Origin of the sequence: Sporosarcina sp. FA9, assembly GCF_051550205.1 — a bacterium.
Classification (GTDB): Bacteria; Bacillota; Bacilli; order Bacillales_A; family Planococcaceae; genus Sporosarcina.
Window position 1 is genome coordinate 518,709 of sequence record NZ_CP188819.1, and the last position, 16,960, is coordinate 535,668.

At 40.4% G+C, this 16,960-nt stretch carries 15 protein-coding genes; 9 read left to right on the forward strand and 6 right to left on the reverse strand.

Translation table 11 applies throughout. From position 1 onward, the window contains the following. Positions 1–29: 29 nt before the first annotated feature. Positions 30–1,943, reverse strand: coding sequence for a PhoX family protein (locus tag ACP8HH_RS02480; protein ID WP_438315403.1), 1,914 nt, complete (start codon positions 1,941–1,943; stop codon positions 30–32). A gap of 399 nt (positions 1,944–2,342) precedes the next feature. On the opposite strand from ACP8HH_RS02480, the gene ACP8HH_RS02485 reads away from it, so the two are divergent. The 3 genes from ACP8HH_RS02485 to ACP8HH_RS02495 are packed head-to-tail and all read left to right on the forward strand — an operon-like array spanning position 2,343 to position 4,623. Then, positions 2,343–3,164 (forward strand): transporter substrate-binding domain-containing protein, encoded by an 822-nt coding sequence (locus tag ACP8HH_RS02485; protein ID WP_438315406.1) that lies wholly within the window; start codon positions 2,343–2,345, stop codon positions 3,162–3,164. Then, positions 3,151–3,852: an amino acid ABC transporter permease gene (locus ACP8HH_RS02490; protein ID WP_438315409.1), complete on the forward strand. Its 702-nt coding sequence runs from the start codon at positions 3,151–3,153 to the stop codon at positions 3,850–3,852. The genes ACP8HH_RS02485 and ACP8HH_RS02490 overlap by 14 nt, the downstream gene beginning before the upstream one ends. 36 nt (positions 3,853–3,888) lie before the next feature. Further along, positions 3,889–4,623 carry an amino acid ABC transporter ATP-binding protein gene (locus ACP8HH_RS02495; protein WP_438315412.1) on the forward strand — a complete coding sequence of 245 codons (735 nt, stop codon included), beginning with the start codon at positions 3,889–3,891 and terminating at the stop codon, positions 4,621–4,623. A gap of 120 nt (positions 4,624–4,743) precedes the next feature. Here ACP8HH_RS02495 and ACP8HH_RS02500 read toward each other — a convergent pair whose 3' ends face one another. Beyond that, a complete protein-coding gene (locus tag ACP8HH_RS02500) occupies positions 4,744–5,229 on the reverse strand; it encodes a sigma-70 family RNA polymerase sigma factor (RefSeq protein ID WP_438315414.1) in 486 nt (161 codons plus the stop codon). A gap of 486 nt (positions 5,230–5,715) precedes the next feature. Between ACP8HH_RS02500 and ACP8HH_RS02505 the strand changes: the two genes are divergently transcribed. The 5 genes from ACP8HH_RS02505 (at position 5,716) to ACP8HH_RS02525 (ending at position 9,496) form a co-directional block, all read left to right on the forward strand. Beyond that, complete coding sequence (locus ACP8HH_RS02505) at positions 5,716–6,495, forward strand: conserved phage C-terminal domain-containing protein (protein WP_438315416.1); 780 nt, start codon at positions 5,716–5,718, stop codon at positions 6,493–6,495. Positions 6,496–6,498: 3 nt separating this feature from the next. Continuing rightward, positions 6,499–7,755: a replicative DNA helicase gene (locus ACP8HH_RS02510; protein WP_438315418.1), complete on the forward strand. Its 1,257-nt coding sequence runs from the start codon at positions 6,499–6,501 to the stop codon at positions 7,753–7,755. A 20-nt stretch (positions 7,756–7,775) separates the two neighbouring features. After that, the gene (locus ACP8HH_RS02515; protein ID WP_438315421.1) at positions 7,776–8,252 is read left to right on the forward strand and encodes a hypothetical protein; all 477 of its coding nucleotides are present in this window, start codon (positions 7,776–7,778) and stop codon (positions 8,250–8,252) included. 127 nt (positions 8,253–8,379) lie between these two features. After that, on the forward strand, positions 8,380–8,802 hold the full coding sequence (locus ACP8HH_RS02520; protein ID WP_438315424.1) for a selenium binding protein: 423 nt from the start codon (positions 8,380–8,382) through the stop codon (positions 8,800–8,802). Between the two features lie 226 nt (positions 8,803–9,028). Further along, complete coding sequence (locus ACP8HH_RS02525) at positions 9,029–9,496, forward strand: ParB N-terminal domain-containing protein (RefSeq protein WP_438315426.1); 468 nt, start codon at positions 9,029–9,031, stop codon at positions 9,494–9,496. Positions 9,497–9,713: 217 nt separating this feature from the next. Here the strand turns inward: ACP8HH_RS02525 and ACP8HH_RS02530 are convergent, their stop codons facing one another. Together ACP8HH_RS02530 and ACP8HH_RS02535 are read right to left on the reverse strand one after the other, a co-directional pair. Then, positions 9,714–10,112 carry a hypothetical protein gene (locus ACP8HH_RS02530; protein ID WP_438315429.1) on the reverse strand — a complete coding sequence of 133 codons (399 nt, stop codon included), beginning with the start codon at positions 10,110–10,112 and terminating at the stop codon, positions 9,714–9,716. A 20-nt stretch (positions 10,113–10,132) separates the two neighbouring features. Then, the gene (locus tag ACP8HH_RS02535) at positions 10,133–10,702 is read right to left on the reverse strand and encodes a DUF6036 family nucleotidyltransferase (protein ID WP_438315432.1); all 570 of its coding nucleotides are present in this window, start codon (positions 10,700–10,702) and stop codon (positions 10,133–10,135) included. 437 nt (positions 10,703–11,139) lie between these two features. Here ACP8HH_RS02535 and ACP8HH_RS02540 point away from each other — a divergent pair, with 437 nt between their 5' ends. Beyond that, the gene (locus tag ACP8HH_RS02540; RefSeq protein ID WP_438315435.1) at positions 11,140–14,607 is read left to right on the forward strand and encodes a right-handed parallel beta-helix repeat-containing protein; all 3,468 of its coding nucleotides are present in this window, start codon (positions 11,140–11,142) and stop codon (positions 14,605–14,607) included. Positions 14,608–14,942: 335 nt separating this feature from the next. On the opposite strand, the gene ACP8HH_RS02545 is transcribed toward ACP8HH_RS02540, so the two are convergent. Together ACP8HH_RS02545 and ACP8HH_RS02550 are read right to left on the reverse strand one after the other, a co-directional pair. Continuing rightward, positions 14,943–15,320 carry a carboxymuconolactone decarboxylase family protein gene (locus tag ACP8HH_RS02545; protein ID WP_438315438.1) on the reverse strand — a complete coding sequence of 126 codons (378 nt, stop codon included), beginning with the start codon at positions 15,318–15,320 and terminating at the stop codon, positions 14,943–14,945. A 1-nt stretch (position 15,321) separates the two neighbouring features. Next, positions 15,322–16,956: a thiamine pyrophosphate-binding protein gene (locus tag ACP8HH_RS02550; RefSeq protein WP_438315440.1), complete on the reverse strand. Its 1,635-nt coding sequence runs from the start codon at positions 16,954–16,956 to the stop codon at positions 15,322–15,324. Positions 16,957–16,960: the final 4 nt, after the last annotated feature.

Consider the following 16,960-nt stretch of genomic DNA (forward strand, 5'->3'; position numbering starts at 1 on the left):
GTCATTTTTATTGATTAGAATCTATAAACTTATTTTTTAGAGGGATGTAATTTATTTGTAAAGGATGGAAGGCCTGTAATATAACCTACATCTCCTGATTTATTTACACCGATTTCCCGGTCAATTGTTTCAATTAACATTGCTTTGTTAACAGCTGTAATGCTTTTTCCTTCCAATCCATCTCCAGGATGCTGATAGTTGCTCAAAATATAAGAGAATCCGTTGCGATCATCAGCTGCCATCAGCCCTGTTGCTTCTGCTCCTGCTGGTACCGATAGAATGCGGGAAAGCTTTTTCGACTCTGTATCATAGGCCCAAACATAGTTATTAGTATGCATGCCACTATCTTCGCCGATAAAGAGTGTTTTCATTTCATCTGAATAAGATAGGTTGTCAGGGTTTGCTACTTTCTCGGGGTGAGCAGTATTCCCGTATTTGTCGGATTTCTCCATATCTTCACCAACAACTATTCCCTTCATAGAGGTAGCTACATAGCCGCTTTTAATTTTATTTCCACTGTGATCTTTTTGGCTAGCTTGCAAGTCTAGTTCATACGTAACACCAGATTTAATTTTTGGAAGACGGATATCATCCTGTGGATCATTAGGATTCACTTCCATTCCTTTGCCTTGATCGGCAATAGCCATATAAACCTTTTTATCTGCAGTATTTAGTGCAAGACCTTCCATTTTATTAAACTCACTTGTTGCGCCAAGTGTTGCTGCATAGCGGCGAGTTTCTAAGAAGGCTGCAGCTTTTTCCATGCCAGGCTTTACTTTCAAGTATTCAACATTTTGTTTGTTCGCGTATGTTTTGATTGTTGTAAATCCTGCTTTCGGTTCTTTTGATGTTTCGAAAATGTCGCTGAATGCAATGCCGTCAACAATATATTGTTCTATTTCTTTATCTGTCGCATGGCCTAGCTCTATCCAAGATAGATCCCCTGAACCGCCATTTTCTGTTCCTGTTTGATTGAATTTAGCAGCATATAAGGTTCCACTTGATAGATCCTTCGCTTTATCAGCTATATACATAAACATCATCGTATAGGAGCCATCATCCCCGAAGTAGGCAGTTTTGCTGTCAGGCATCATTTTCATTAACTCTTTTGAGAAACGCCCTGTGCTGTAATGTTTCACAGCTTTTGCTTTGCCGTTTGGATGAACAATCACTTCAGGAACGAATCCATACCAATATGGATTTGCCATCTTGGCTCCTTCTTCTCCAAAGTAATAGTTTGCGAATGATTTCACGTTAGTAGAATCCTTGTTTGTTCCTTGTTCCTGTTCAAAGATTCGCGCATCTGGTTCGTACTCTTCAGATCCAAGGTGAGTGTTCCATGGGGAGAGTGAGCCGTTGCATGGAATCCAAAGACCTTTCGTTTCGGAAAAATCAACTTTCTCAACGCCGGCTACTGTGAGCTTACCTGATTTTTTGTCTTGCTGTAATGTAGATAAGGTCATCGATGCAGGCACTCTTCCATAAGCACTGGAACCAGAATTGTCCACGGTCTGATACTCATAATGAGAAACTAAATGAAGCTTTCCGCTTGCACCATTTAGAGGTTCTAGAAGGCTGTTGGCATCAGGTGAGTCTGAAATAAATGGAACTGGATCGTTCGGGACACTGTGGTCCATAATCGGGTTGCCTTTTGCATCAATTGGCGTACCAGCCGAAATCCGTTTTCCATCTCTATCAAAAGTATCTGTTGATTTAAAAAACTTTTCGTATCGTAGGGGAAGTGTTTTCATTGTGCCATCAGTATACTTCACATCAATTGTCGCATTTGAATATGCTTTGGACATTTCCTCAACTGTTTTCGGTGCACTCATACCATTAAATGAAACTGTTTGTACCTCGACATGTTTCGGTGCAGCCTGCATTGCAGCAACTGTTGGAAAAAGCAGTGAAGCAGTCAGTGTTAAAGCAAGACGTTTTTTCAATTGACCTCAACCTCCATTTAGAATGATACGTACAATGCAATCATACTCGAGGAATATTAAGTTACTGGTAAGGACATGTTAAGAGTTTGTAAGAGATTGCGATAGTCTTGTAATTATAGGCATCTATCACAATAGAATTTTAGGTGCCTGTGCCTAAAACTATTCAGACTATACACTACAATTACATAATTACTCGGTATATTCTGAAAAGCCAATTGTATTTGCATGTATATACAATTGGTTGAATTGTTTGTTGTTGTTTCATGCACAGGTACCCCGCACGTTCATTTCGATACTATAAATATCGATCTTAATTTAGGTTCATAATTTGACGGTTTGCATACAATGTTGTATGATTCTAAAAACCGAGTAAGTTAATATGAATTAGGGGGAATTGATTTGAAGAAGTTTAGTTTTCTGTTTATTTTACTGTTTAGTGCAACTGTTTTGCTGGTTGCATGTGGGAATACGGATAAAGGAAAAACATCAGACAAAGATAATTCAGGCAAGGGTACTGTAGAATTATTAACGAAAATAAAAGAAGATGGAAAATTATTAATTGGTACAGAAGGAACATACCCACCATTTACATTTCATGATGAACAAGGGAAGTTAACCGGTTTTGACGTTGAAGTTGCAGAAGAAATAGCGAAACGACTTGGGGTGGAACCCGTGTTTTTCGAAACACAATGGGATGCTATTTTTGCGGGATTGGATTCAAAACGATTTGATATGATCGCGAACCAAGTAGGGATACGCGAGGACCGTCTTGAAAAATATGATTTCTCTAAACCTTATATTACATCTGCTGCAGTTCTTGTGACACATACTGATAATAAGGATGTAACGGGCTTTGAAGATATTAAAGGGTTAAAATCTGCGCAGTCGTTAACGAGCAATTATGCAGATACGGCAAAATCGTATGGAGCTGAAATTGTCGGAGTAGAAGGGTTTAACCAGGCAATTGAAATGTTGAATTCCAAACGCGTCGATGTAACAATTAATGACAGGTTATCGGTACTCGATTTTAAAAAGCATAAGCCAGATGCACCTGTCCAAGTTATAGCAACACACGAAGATGCATCAAAAATGGGCTTGATGTTTAGAAAAGGTAATGAAACCCTGGTTGAAGAAGTGAATAAGACAATGGACGAAATGATTAAAGATGGTACGTACTTAAAAATTTCTGAGAAATGGTTTGGTGAAGATGTCCTTAATTAATATATTAGGTGACCCAGAGAAAGTAGAAAGACTACTTACAATTGCCCAAACTTCCCTTCAGCCATTGCTGGAGGGAGCACTTCTATATACACTACCTTTAACATTTATCACATTTTTCATTGGACTTATTTTAGCAATATTTACTGCATTGGCAAGACTATCAACAAGTAAACCATTGCAAATTTTAGCGAAAATGTATGTGTCTGCAATCCGAGGAACACCGTTACTAGTACAACTTTTTATCTTGTTTTTCGGTTTGCCAACCCTTGGTATTGTTATTGATCCATTTCCCGCGGCTGTATTCGGATTTTCATTAAATGTAGGGGCGTATGCTTCGGAAACCATTCGTGCTGCAATTTTATCAACCCCGAAAGGCCAGTGGGAAGCTGCACATACGATTGGAATGAGTTATTCCCAAACATTACGACGAATTATTCTGCCGCAAGCAGCAAGAGTTTCTATTCCTCCATTATCAAATACGTTTATTAGCCTTGTTAAAGATACGTCACTTGCGTCCCTCATATTAGTAACGGAAATGTTCAGAAGGGCACAAGAAATTGCTGCCGCGAACTACGAGTTTTTGCTACTTTATACTGAAGCGGCGATGATCTACTGGACGATTTGTTTTATCCTTTCCTTAATTCAAGGTAAAATAGAACATCGATTGGACCGCTATGTTGCTCGATAATAAGAAGGAAAAAAGATCTGTAAGAAGGAGCTCAACATGATTTCGATAAAAGGATTATATAAAAAATTCGGCGAACTTGAAGTGTTGAAAGGGATCGATTTAGAAGTAAATAATGGAGAGGTCGTGGTAATCATAGGTCCGTCAGGTTCGGGAAAGACGACGTTACTTCGTTGTTTAAATATCTTAGAAGTTCCGACAGCTGGAACGATTATACTTGAGGGACATAAAGCGGACTTTTCAATGCCACTTAAGAAAAAAGATGTAGACTACTTTAAAAAGAAATCCGGAATGGTCTTTCAGCATTACAATTTGTTTCCTCATAAGACGGCACTCGAAAATGTTATGGAAGGGCCAGTTATTGTAAAAAAAGAAGCGAAAGAAGTCGCTCGTAAAAAAGCGGGACAGTTGTTAACAAAAGTTGGATTAAGTGACAAATTTGATTTTTACCCACACCAACTTTCTGGAGGTCAGCAACAACGAGTCGGAATTGCAAGAGCGTTAGCAATGGAACCCAAAGTGATGCTATTCGATGAACCGACATCAGCTTTAGATCCAGAACTTGTTGGTGAAGTACTACAAGTAATGAAAGATCTTGCGAATGAAGGAATGACGATGGTCGTCGTAACCCATGAAATGCGTTTTGCAAAAGATGTTGCGGACGTAGTCATTTTTATGGACGATGGCAAAGTAATTGAAAGAGACAAACCAAGTGAAATGTTTAAAAATCCAAAAGAAGAACGAACACGACAGTTTTTAAACCTTTTATTATGATGAAATTTTAATGAAAAACGTTCCCACACACCATAAATCCCTCGCAACCCGTTTTGGGAATGCGGGGGATTTTCCGTTAGTACTTTTATCCTGTTGTTTCTAATACACGTACTCGAAAACTTATTTCACCATAACCTCCCGTAACTTCGCAATCATTTTTTGCCGGCGTTTTTTAATGCCGGGAAGTGAAATGGCAACCCTTTTTGCACATTCGGACAAGGACAAACCCTCAACAAATATCCACTGAATGAGCTCACGTTCAGCCGCCGTCAGTTGTTCAAATGCTTCGTCTAGTGCCTCAGACCACTTGATTTCGACGGGATCTGCGACTGTGAGCAACTCCTCGAAAACTTCATTATCCATTTGGATAGTATTCAAATCGATTGCAGTTACCCTTTTTAATTCATCCAACATGGCTCCGCGGATGCTTCTGTAGGCGAATGGTGTGAAATGTCCTTTCTCTCTATCAAAACGAGTCCATGCTTGCCATAATGCAACTCTTCCTAATTGTCTAAAACTTTCCTGGTCACGGTAAATATTGAGAGTGCGGATAGATGCCGAAATCATCGGTTCGTACTGGTTCAAAACCTCTTCAAAATTATTCACGACTGCGGTCCTTTCGACCGTGCACGATTCTTTTATTCCCGGGTGCCTTCATCGTAGGTTATCGGGAAGGCCGAATCCAATCGTGCTTTAAATGGTATTAAGCGTAAAACAGGTGGTTTTGGCGCTCAAAACCATCACTATTGAGCCTAAAAGTGATGTTTTTGAAGTATTTGCAGAAATTGCAGAATGGGATTTTAGGCATCTGATTCTGTGTTTATGAACAGGTACTCCAAATGATTATGCCGTTATAAAAACACTCTAGAAATCTTTAACGATTTTATGAGTGTTTTTTGTTTTGATTCGGATGTGGTAGTTGGAATCTTTTTAATTAATAATTCAAATGAAAGTATCCTTTTTTGGAAATGGACTCTATATAGAAAGTGAAGGGACTCATTTGTCTATGCAAACACTTTTGTGCATGATTCCAATTTACCGCCATGGATTGGGACGTGTACATATACAAATTGTATTTAGAGGAGATGTAGGATGAAATTACTCATTAATGAATCACCGCTTCAAATAATATCGTCACTTGCACTGTTGGTTGGGTTGAATGAAGCCATTGTGTTGCAGCAACTGCATTTTAGATCGCTCATTTCTCACAATGAACGAGATGGATTTAAATGGGTTCACAATACGTACGATGAGTGGAAAAGAGTAGAATTCCCTTTTTGGTCTGTCGATACGATTAAAAGAACGATTCGCAGGTTGGAAAAAGGTGGTTACATCGTTTCATCAGCAACGTATAATCGCGTGAAAACGGACAAGACGAAATGGTACCGAATTGACTATGGGGTTCTGCATGAGTTGACATTGCAAATTGCACCTATCGCAAATGCAAATACAGCCGAAGAGGAACTGCAAATTGCACCCAATATGGAATGCAATTTGCCTACAGCAATACCTAAAGAACTTAAGAATATTAAAAGAAGTAATACTGTCGAGAACAATCCGGGCGTTGTGTCTGTTATTGATTATTTAAATGAAAAAACAAACAAGGAGTTTAAATCAACTTCAAAAGCAACTGAGCGATTTGTGAATGCCCGGTACCGTGAAGGATACACGCTGGATGATTTTAAAAAGGTCATTGATGTGAAAGTGAAACAGTGGTTGAACAATCCGCAGTGGCTTAAGTATTTACGGCCCTCCACATTGTTCAGCGCAACCAACTTTGAAAACTATTTGGAAGAGGCCAGGGAGAATCAAACACAAGAAGGCAGTTCGTTAAAACCATTCGAACTCGACTTCAGCAAAGGGGAAGAGTAAACAATGGAACGCCACAAGCAAATGGAGAAAAGTATTTTAGGGACGATGATGGCGGAAAATTATTTAATTGTGGACAGTGGTGTGAAACTAGATTTTTTTATCAGTCATGTTCATAAAAACATATTTCAGTGTATGCAAGATTTATTGGCGAAAAAGCGTCCCGTTGACTTTGTAACCGTGTTAACAATGATGGAACCAACAGCGCTTGGCGGTGCGAATTACGTTTCTGAGTTAACAAATTTCGCTCGTCCAACGAAGTTTGACAGCTACATAGCAATTTTGCTGGACAGGTGGAAGAATCGTGAAAAAAACAAAATCCTTATTCATGCGAAAGAAGGAGATTGGGAAATCGGCCGTATTCAAAAAGCGTTCGAAGACTTAGAGGAAAGTGGGAGTTCCGGTTTGGAAACGAGCATCCAAATGGACTTGATGAAGATGGGAGAAAGACCTTATGAACCGGCACAACATATTCCTGGGGTTCCTACAGGTCTTCGTGATTTGGATGACTTGCTGGATGGTTTCCAACCTGCCGAATTAACGATTATCGCTGCACGACCGTCGATGGGGAAGACCGATACGTTGAATCATCTGGCACTACAAGCTGGATTTGCGGGATATCGGCCGATTATTTTCTCGCTTGAAATGAGTAGAACATCCATGATTGACCGATTGATTGCCGTGACGGGTGGTTACAATCGACTTCGCATGCGCAACCCCTACAAGCATTTCACGGATCAACAAAAAACGAACTGGATGCCTACACTTGGTAGGTTAGACGAGGCGAATATTCATATCGATGACCGTGCGGCGTTAAAAGTGTTTGAAATGCGCTCAGCAGCAAGAAAGATTATTAACACCGAACCGAAACTAAAACCGATTATTTTCGTTGATTATTTGCAAATTATTCATGGCGATCAATTGCGACAGTATCGAACGGAAGTTGTGGGCCAAATCAGCAGTGATTTAAAGAAAATGGCAAAAGAATTTGACTGTCCTGTTGTCTGTCTTTCTCAACTGAACCGCGGCGTAGAAGCGAGAGACAACAAACGACCGATGATGAGCGACTTGCGCGACTCGGGAAATATAGAACAAGACGCGGATGTCATCGTTTTCCTGTACCGAGACGATTATTACAATAAACAAACAGACACGCCCAATACGTTGGAAATGAACGTAGCGAAACATCGCAACGGGCCAACGGGTACAGCAATTGTCGGATATGTGAAAGAAACTGGGATACTCCATACAATTGGTCGGTAAATAAAAAGGAGGGCATGCGTATGATTACAGTGGGAGAAATTCTTCAATTGGCGATTGAAACGGATATGCAAGGACTTGCGCATCGTGTATTTTGGGCGATTTCCGAATGTAAAGTGGGCGCCGATGAAAACTCGGAAATTCTCGACAACATCGACTACAACGGGGAAGCCATCGCCCGAATGATCACACAAAACGTGCTCAACATCGGAAAAGTCAAACTGTTCGTAGCAGAAACAACAAAGCCAGAAGTATTCGCATTTTACTACAGTGAGAACGTATTAGAAGCGCATGCCCTCCACCAAGAACTATTTAGAGAAACACCAAAACGACTTACACATGCACCTGCTTTACTTGGAAAAGTATTTGAATTGGATGAAAAGAACAATGCAGAAGTGTTGTTCTTTCATCGTAAAAAGATTGTTGCTTTTCCGTATTATTTGGGACATGCGAGAGCTGGAGAGAGATTACTGTATAGAGTAGTGGAAGGGGGATTTTAGGTAGCCCGAAATAAAGATTGATGGAATGAGATACATACTTCCCTGTTGGCTCATTATGCGTCGTAACATCAAAAGAAGGAATCCTTCCTCTTTTGTCGAATTGTGGATGAAAGGGGAGGGAGTAGAAATGTACGAAAATTACAGCAGACAATCTTTACCTTCAAGAAAGTATAGGGAGTTATTGGGCAGTGCAATATGTGTTTTCAACTCTAACAACTCTTTTATCATTGAGAATATTTTAAGGGACGACAAGGGCGAAGATTATGATTGGTATAAATTAATTGATTGTACTTCTGGTAGACTTGCGCAACCAATAAATGAAACTATAACTAAATTCTCAGATACACAAATTGCCACTCAATTTAAGAAGGTTGTTGAAATGAGAAGTAGAATTATTCACAGTTTTCAAGTAACTGATACCGATGAACAAGTTTTAGCAACTAAAACTAAAAATGGAGAACAGTTTATTATTACAGAAGAATATTTAAATGAATTTATTAGAGAGAACGAAAAATTAAGTAGTTTACTCCACGATTTTAGGGGTTCATAATAAATCGACAAAGACAGCAGTTAATGTTGTCTTTTTTTTGTCGCTGTAGGAACATACTGCGAAGTAGCGAAAGGTGAAAAAATCGACAGATATATATATAGACATTTGGTTGAATTGTTTGTTGTTGTTGTTTCTTACATAGGACTCAAAAAAGAACAGAAAAATGTTGCATTGAATGAAAAGATAATTTCGGGTACCATTGTGTAGGATATGGGGGTGTTGGTATATGAAGAAGTTAATCGTGAATGAAAATTTCAAACCTTATTTAGCGAAGTCGGATGATGAGGTATTGGGAGGTTTTCCGTTTGCCTGGAACATTAGTGAGCTGGAAAAATGGCTCGGATTACATTCGGATAAGGTTGTCTGTTCAACGGTAAAAGTATCGCCAACGAGTCTGCATATGGTGACGTTGACTGAAGCGCATATACCAACAGTAGATTTATCCAAACCAGTAATTGCTGTTCGAAATCGGCCAGATATGTATCGACTTATTGACGGGCAACATAGAGTAGAAAAAGCAAGACGAAACGGTCTCGCCGAATTGCCGGCGTATTATATTAATGAGATACAACATAGGCAATTTTTTATACATCCAAAAGCAGATCAGAACTATGTCGACTATTATAACGAGAAATTTAAAACAGGTGAAAAGTATGGGACTCCAGATGCGGTAATAGGGGATTTAGAGGTTTAATATCTTACCGCGAAGAGTTTTTTAGATATGTGCAGAAAAACTCTTTGGATTTGTATGTATGTATATATAATTAGTCGAATTGTTGTTGCTTGCAAAGGTATCCCGAAATAAGAAAGCCAAGCTTGTGCATGGTTCATTTCAAAATCCGGGAAGATAAAAAAACAGCCGATTCAATCCATTTTACCTGGATCGTTCAACTGTTTAGTGTTAGGCGACATTACTCTGTGTGTTGCTTTAGAAGTGCCTTGTTGCTTTTCCTAAGAACTTCTTCAACATAGGCATTGGCTTCTTTGCTTCTAGTAGCCGCCAATTGCGTATGTCTTGCGACCACTCGCAGTGTCTCCAATGTATCTTGTAGGCTTTCCGAATTAAGTTTTTTCATATATTTAAGTTGTTTCGAAACAACCATCTTCGCAGTTGGTGTAACATTGACGAAGTCTGAAAGATCCATTTGTACGGTGGTCCTCTTAACGGCGTCCAATGCTGTTGAAGCCATCAAAAAGCGATAACTATCCTGATTGCTTGTTTTGTAGAAATTCTTTTCTTCCTCTAACTTATTAAGGAAGCTATCATATAAGACTATTTGCTTTGTTTGTTCTGTTTGATGGTGGTCCATATAGAATCACTCCTTAAAAGTTATTTTAACCCAATATTCTTATTATATGCTCTTTCTTTAATTATACGTTTTAATTCGTGAAGATTCAAATTAGGATTCCCCGGGTTAAGTAAATTTTCTTCATATTCCTCTACCATGTTCCAAAGAGTATCTTTGTTGCAATGATCTAGCAATGATGAACTTTCAAGGTCCTCTAGATCTTTGCTCCTTGTGCTGAATATCTTGCAGCATGCCAAGAGTTCAATCCCCGGAACGTATATATTGATGCTTGAAAAATTTATATCCAGCTTTTGTTTGTTTTTATCATTTTTAAAATCTTCTAACGGTGGAGCTTCCATTACGCCGCCAACAATATCAATATTTAGCCCTTCTAATAAGGACATGAATTTATCGATATTGCTAGATTGCAACACATTGATATCCACATCTAGTGTCGGCCTGAAAGTATCATTTAGTGATTCGAGTAGTACGAGAAGCCCTGAACCACCCAGTAAGACTAAATCAGCAGTTACATTAGCTTTCGAACACTCGTAATCCAAGTAAGCTAATTCACGGTATACATCGTTGCTATTGCTGTTTACTGTCCTCATTTAGACACACTCCTTGGCTACTATATTTTTCAAGTTTAATACAAGTCTTAAATGCAATATAACACAATTTCAATCTTAAATTGCGTTGCCTGTTTCTAAATTTAGGGTAATTGTGCGTGAAAATACTTTTATTATACACCACAATTACAGAAAAACCACTGAGATAGGGTGCCTAGCACACAACTCGAACACTATTCCGGGTTGTTCATTAGTTGTGTCTTGAATAGGCACCCCATAAAAGACAGTTCAGCCATATGCTGAGTCTTTTTTGCTATCCACTCCAGTTCACAAGCAGTTCTTTGCTCTGCCCCTAGGCTAACTAGTATACTTAATTAATGAAAGCATTCATTCGTATCATTATGTTTAGAAAAATACAAAGCATAGAAATCAATTGAATTAATTAATAGAAAGTAGGAAGATACGTGGCAATTATTCAAGTGTCTAAGCGCGAGGGATCCAACTACAAAACCATTCAGGCTGCAGTAGAGGCGGCTCTACCGGGAGATACAGTGGAAGTTGATGAAGGCGCTTATACTGAACATATAACAATCGATAAGCTGCTCGTTCTTCGAAGTTCAGAAGGTGAAGCGAGCTCAGTTCGTCTAACAGGAAGTGTTCGTGTCGCGACAACTGAAGAAGTGCGTATCGAATCAATCCGTATTGGAGGAGGCACTGGTCCAGTTGATTATGGTTTACATATCCAATCAGGAGATGTAACGCTTCACCACTGTCTTTTCTCTGAGATTCAAGGAGTAGCTATGCGAATTGATGCAGCTGCAAAAGTATCCGCAGAGCATTCGATATTTCAAAAAAACATACAAGGGATTGACGTATTAGGGCGTCTAACTTTGTTCGAATGCATAGTAGAAGACACGATTAAGTCTGCACAAATTAGTGTGCGCGCGGGGGGAGAAGTCGCGGTAACGAATTCCGGAATTTTAAGTGGGCAAGAAGAGGGCCTTTGCTTGTATGAGACGAGTCGAGCAACAATCACCAAAAGTTCATTCATCGGAAATCGCGGGGTTCAACTTCGATTGGAACAAGGCAGTTCTATGGACGTAGAAAGTACGAATTTTTATTTTGGACATGTCCAAGGCATCTATTGTGACCAATCTAAGGGTGTCCTGAAAAACTGTGTCATTAAAAACCAATGTCTTGAGCATATAGCATGTACGAATGAATCCCATATCGAAGTCGAGTCCTGTACATTTGAAAATGGTGAGGCTGAAGGAATGAAGGTCAGTGGTTCATTAGCTAAGGTATCCGACTCACAGTTTAAGAATCAAAAAGGAGACCAAATTTCCTGTAATGAAGAAAGCACGCTCTTGATTACAAAAACACAGATCCTATCGGGCGAGTCTAGAGGAATTGTGTCTGTAAATTCCGCGTGTACACTCATCGAATCTGAAGTGAAGTACAATCAGATGACGCAACTCTCTGCGTTTACGCAAAGCGTGTTCACGATTCAGGATTGTGAAATTGAGAGTGGAAACAATAAAGGAGTTTACGTGACAAGTAGTCAAGTGACGATTTCGGATTCTCTGATTAGCCATCATAGTGGTGTACAGATTTTTGCTTCTGAACAATCGGAAGTCATTCTGTCGGCGACCGAAGTGAAAAGTGGCGATAGTGCAGGGATATTCGCGAAAGAATCCGAGTTGACGGCAGCAAATTGCATCATCTTCGGTCATAAAGGATCCAACGTTTTACTCAGTGCTGCGGCTAAAGCAGAAATGACTGATTGTAGAATATCGAGTGGTGATAAGAACGGCATCCTTGCAGGTCCTGAAGTAGTTGTTTCATTAGAACGGTCGATTTTGTTCAATCATAAAAGGCCGCAAATAAGAGCAACGGAATCTGCAGAAGTCTTTATAACGGAGTGTGAAATCTATGACGGTAAATCGTCAGGAATCGTCTTGAGTCAGGTGGAGCGTACTGAAGTGACGGAAACTCGCGTACATAGCCACCCGGATGATCAAATCATTTTGCAAGATTGTTCGGATGCTGTATTCACTGGGGTGCAAGTGAGGAATGGAAAGAAGGCTGGACTGAGACTCGAGCGTTCGGTTCCGGTTCTTCGCGACTGTTCTTTTGAGAACAATCAAGCAGGAGATTTAGTCCGCTTTGATGACAGTGTTCCTGTGCTTACCGATACGGATTTGCAGGTTCCACCAATCACTAGTAAATTAGGCGGCAGTGCTGGAAGTTCCTCTACTAAAGATTCATCTACTGCTGATCCGATGAACGATTTCATGAATGGTTTGAACGGGTTTATTGGACTGGAAGATGTGAAAGACAAAATCCAGGAGTTTAAAAACTTGGCGGAGATCAATCAATTCAAATTAGAGCGTGGAATGAAAGCGAATCCGATGGTAGCGCCCCATATGGTCTTTCAAGGGAATCCGGGTACTGGAAAAACGACAGTCGCTCGGCTCATAGGTCAGATTTTTAAGGAACTTGGCCTTTTAAAAACAGGCCACGTTACTGAAGTGAAGAGGGAAGATCTCGTTGGAACGCATGTCGGTGAATCCGAAGCACGAACGAAAGTAATAATAAAGGAAGCTATGGGCGGCGTGCTCTTTATAGATGAAGCATATACGCTTGCAGCAGGGGGCGGCTCTAGTAACGATTTCGGGAAAAAAGTGATTGAAACATTGCTTCCTGCAATGGAAAATTCGCGCGGTGAATTCATTGTCATTGCGGCAGGCTACACCGAAGATATGGATCGTTTCCTAGCGTCTAATCCGGGATTGAGAGATCGTTTTACTGAAAAGATTAATTTCCAAGACTATACACCAGATGAGTTGCTTCAAATCTTCTTAACCCAGTGTGAAGGAAGCTATGTACTCACTTCTGCTGCCAAACAAGCGGTTTATGAAGAGTTCGTGGAACGTTATCGTACGCGTGATGAAACATTTAGTAATGCCCGAATGGCACGTATACTTTACGATCAAATCGGGCTTGCGCAGTCGATGAGAATTGCGAAACTTCCGCGTGAAGAGTGGACGGAAAAGGTACTCTCGACGTTTGAAGAACAAGACATTGTAGAAGCAGTGCAAGAGCGTGAAGTGAAGACGTACGAAATCCCAATCGATGAAGTACTACTCGCCCATAAACGTGCAGAACTCCATCGGTTTATCGGCCTTGGTTCGGTGAAGGCTGAAATAGATAAGATGATTGAACTTCTGAGATACTACAAACGAGAAAATCATTCTACAGAGAAATTGATGAACCACACGCTGTTGATTGGTAAACCAGGGACAGGTAAAACCGAGGTCGGTCGTGTGCTCGCTGGTATTTATCAAGCGCTTGGATTATTAGAACGAGGCGATCTGATTGAAGTAGATCGCAGCGATTTAGTCGGCAGTCATATTGGTGAAACGGAGAAGCGGACAGCCGGGCTGATTGAACGAGCGATGGGCAGTGCGTTATTTATTGATGAAGCGTACACACTTGCGAGTGGTGGAGAGAATGACTTCGGGAAAAAAGCAGTGGAAGTGTTGCTGAAAAAAATGTCCGATCAACAAGGCGAGTTCCTACTAATTGCCGCAGGGTACGAAAAAGAAATGAATCGTTTCCTAGACAGCAACCCCGGACTCCGTCGACGTTTCGGACGAACGCTCCATTTTGAAGATTACACACCAATGGAATTAATGGAGATTACCGCCCTTTATAGTAAAGGGTACAGCATAACAGATGAAGCGAAGAGTGCGTTAGTTCGTCACTATGAAGAGATTTACACGCGTAGGGATAGTACTTTCGGAAATGCCGGTCTTGCTAAAAAGATTGCGACAGAAATGACGCGTAAAGTCGATTATCGAATGGCTGTGGCGAGCAATAAAGTGAATACGATTGTGCTTGAGAAGGAAATTACGTTGGATGATTTAGTTTTGTTGGAGTGTTGAATTGTTTTATCGAAAGAGTGGGGTACCCCAAGAGAATTCAGTCCTTTAGCCAAGCAATTGGCTAGAGGGCTTTTTAGGTTCTTGTACAGGTACTCTAGACTGGTTAAAGCGGTGACAGTCCCCTGCGCAATTCTGACATGATTCTGACAACTTCCATAAAAGAGCGGACATCCCGAAGAAAAGGGAGGACAACCCAAAGAAAAGAGCGGACATCCGATGAAAGAGGTTGAATTGTTTGTTGTTGTTGTTGTTGTTGTTGTTGTTGTTTCTTGTACAGGTACTCCAAAAGTAATTGCAGCCGAGTACAATCTCCGGCTGCTAATTGATTATTTAAACTATTCTTTTGTTTCTTTAAATATTTCCCCAGCAATCCCCATTGCCTGAACGGCTTTTGGGAACCCGACATATCCAGCACAATGGATGATGATTTCGGTAATTTCTTCTTTTGTAAGGCCTACGTTTAAGGCTGCTTGTAAGTGAACGCGAAGTTGATCAAAAGCGCCTTGTGTGATTAGACTCGTGAGTGTAATGATTTCCCTTTGTGCGTGGCAAAGTGTCTTTCTAGAGTAGAGATCTCCAAAGCCAAAAGACACAATCATCTCCCAAAGGTCAGGGGAAATAAGTTTCATTCCTTCCATGCCATTTCGGACTTCATGTGAAAACAATTGTTCCATTGCTTCTAAACCGGCTTGGTACCGCTTATTATTTTCCATGTTATTGCCTCCCCATCGTTGGTGGTATTTCGTTTTCATCTACTAATACTTCTATCACAATTGGTTTTTTTGTGTCTTCAATTTTATGTAATGCTTCGTTTATTCTAACGGTTAAATCAGAAGGGTTGAGACAAGTAAATGCTTCTAGTCCCATAGATTCGGCAAAACGTGCTACATCAAGAGGGGTCTCATATACACCACCGATAGAAGTTCCAATCATTTTTTGCATGCCTTTTTCGACCATGTCCAATCGTCCATTATTCAAAACGATGAACAACACAGCAGAGTTATAATTGTAAGCTGTTGAAAGTTCCGTACCGTGCATGAACATACAGCCATCTCCAACTAAGCACACAATTATTTCTTCAGGTGCTGCAAGTTTTGCTCCGATGGAATAGCCAATTCCGTTCCCCATTGCACCAAATATATCATCAAAAAAGAAAGTCCCTGGCTTATAGATGTCAAAATATTTGATGCCGTAAAAAGAATGGCTCCCATCATCTCCGAAAATAATTGCGTCATCTGGAAGTGCATACCGCATCGCCCGTATTGCCTGAATTGCAGACATTCGTTCGCTCAGCTTATTTTCCTGCAGCTGGGTCTCTTCTCTAGGTGTTAAAAATGCTTCGCTATTGGTTTTCGGTATATCCTTTAAGATTGCAGTCAGATTCGCTTTAATGTCACCAAGCACTGGCGTAGTTGGTACTTGGATTGATTTCCCGATAAAGGTTTGGTCATAATCGAAGTGAATGAGATGCTCTGGATACATCGCTTCAGATAATCCAGCGATGGACATATCACTTAGCTGTGAACCAATGACAAGCATTAGGTCAACTTTCTCTTTTAAGTAGGCGGTTGCTTCGTCCGTACCACCCAATCCGAATGCGCCGAGTGACAGCGTATGATTGGAAGGAAATGTGCCTTTTCCTCCTGGAGTTGTGATGACTGGGATGTTCCAATGCTCTGCAAGATGCAGCACTTCTGCGTATGCTTTACTAGAATGAACACCTTTACCTAAAAAAAGAAGGGGACGTTTAGCTATATTCAAGTAATCGATCACGTTACTCGTTTTTGGTGAAATCATTTCATAGGCTAGTGGTAAATCGAGTTGGAACGGTTCAATCTCTTGTAACAAAATATCAAATGGGATGGATAGATGGACGGGTCCTTTGACACCCGATACTGCTTTTTCTAGGGCGTGCTGCAAGAACGGTTGTAGCATATCTCCACGTTCTACTCGTGCGCTAAATTTCGTGACAGATTTAAACATTTCTACTAGGTCAGTACCAAATATGCTCGAATCCTGTCCCATTGCTTTTCCAGTATCCTTCATGAAAGGATGTCCTGTAATGATTAATAGAGGTAGATTAGAAGCTTTCGCCTGACCAGCAGCGGTTAGTAGATTAGTTCCACCAGGTCCAGACGTACCCACTGCAACTCCAATTTTTTGATTCATCAAGGCGTAGCCAGCAGCTTCATACCCTGCAGCAGCTTCATGCTTACTCAATACAAATTCCATGTCGTGGTTTAATATCTCGAATAATATAGGTGATATGGCCTTTCCTGGTATACCAAATATATGATGAATACCCCAATGCTTAAAGTTTGCTACTAATACGGATGAAGTTGTTTTCATGCTG

Excerpts from the sequence above, each read along its gene's own strand:
- ACP8HH_RS02490 (WP_438315409.1), top strand. The coding sequence starts at position 3,151 with ATGTCCTTAATTAATATATTAGGTGACCCAGAGAAAGTAGAAAGACTA.
- ACP8HH_RS02495 (WP_438315412.1), top strand. The coding sequence starts at position 3,889 with ATGATTTCGATAAAAGGATTATATAAAAAATTCGGCGAACTTGAAGTG.
- ACP8HH_RS02505 (WP_438315416.1), top strand. The coding sequence starts at position 5,716 with ATGAAATTACTCATTAATGAATCACCGCTTCAAATAATATCGTCACTT.
- ACP8HH_RS02510 (WP_438315418.1), top strand. The coding sequence starts at position 6,499 with ATGGAACGCCACAAGCAAATGGAGAAAAGTATTTTAGGGACGATGATG.
- ACP8HH_RS02515 (WP_438315421.1), top strand. The coding sequence starts at position 7,776 with ATGATTACAGTGGGAGAAATTCTTCAATTGGCGATTGAAACGGATATG.
- ACP8HH_RS02520 (WP_438315424.1), top strand. The coding sequence starts at position 8,380 with ATGTACGAAAATTACAGCAGACAATCTTTACCTTCAAGAAAGTATAGG.
- ACP8HH_RS02525 (WP_438315426.1), top strand. The coding sequence starts at position 9,029 with ATGAAGAAGTTAATCGTGAATGAAAATTTCAAACCTTATTTAGCGAAG.
- ACP8HH_RS02530 (WP_438315429.1), bottom strand. The coding sequence starts at position 10,112 with ATGGACCACCATCAAACAGAACAAACAAAGCAAATAGTCTTATATGAT.
- ACP8HH_RS02535 (WP_438315432.1), bottom strand. The coding sequence starts at position 10,702 with ATGAGGACAGTAAACAGCAATAGCAACGATGTATACCGTGAATTAGCT.
- ACP8HH_RS02545 (WP_438315438.1), bottom strand. The coding sequence starts at position 15,320 with ATGGAAAATAATAAGCGGTACCAAGCCGGTTTAGAAGCAATGGAACAA.
- ACP8HH_RS02550 (WP_438315440.1), bottom strand. The coding sequence starts at position 16,956 with ATGAAAACAACTTCATCCGTATTAGTAGCAAACTTTAAGCATTGGGGT.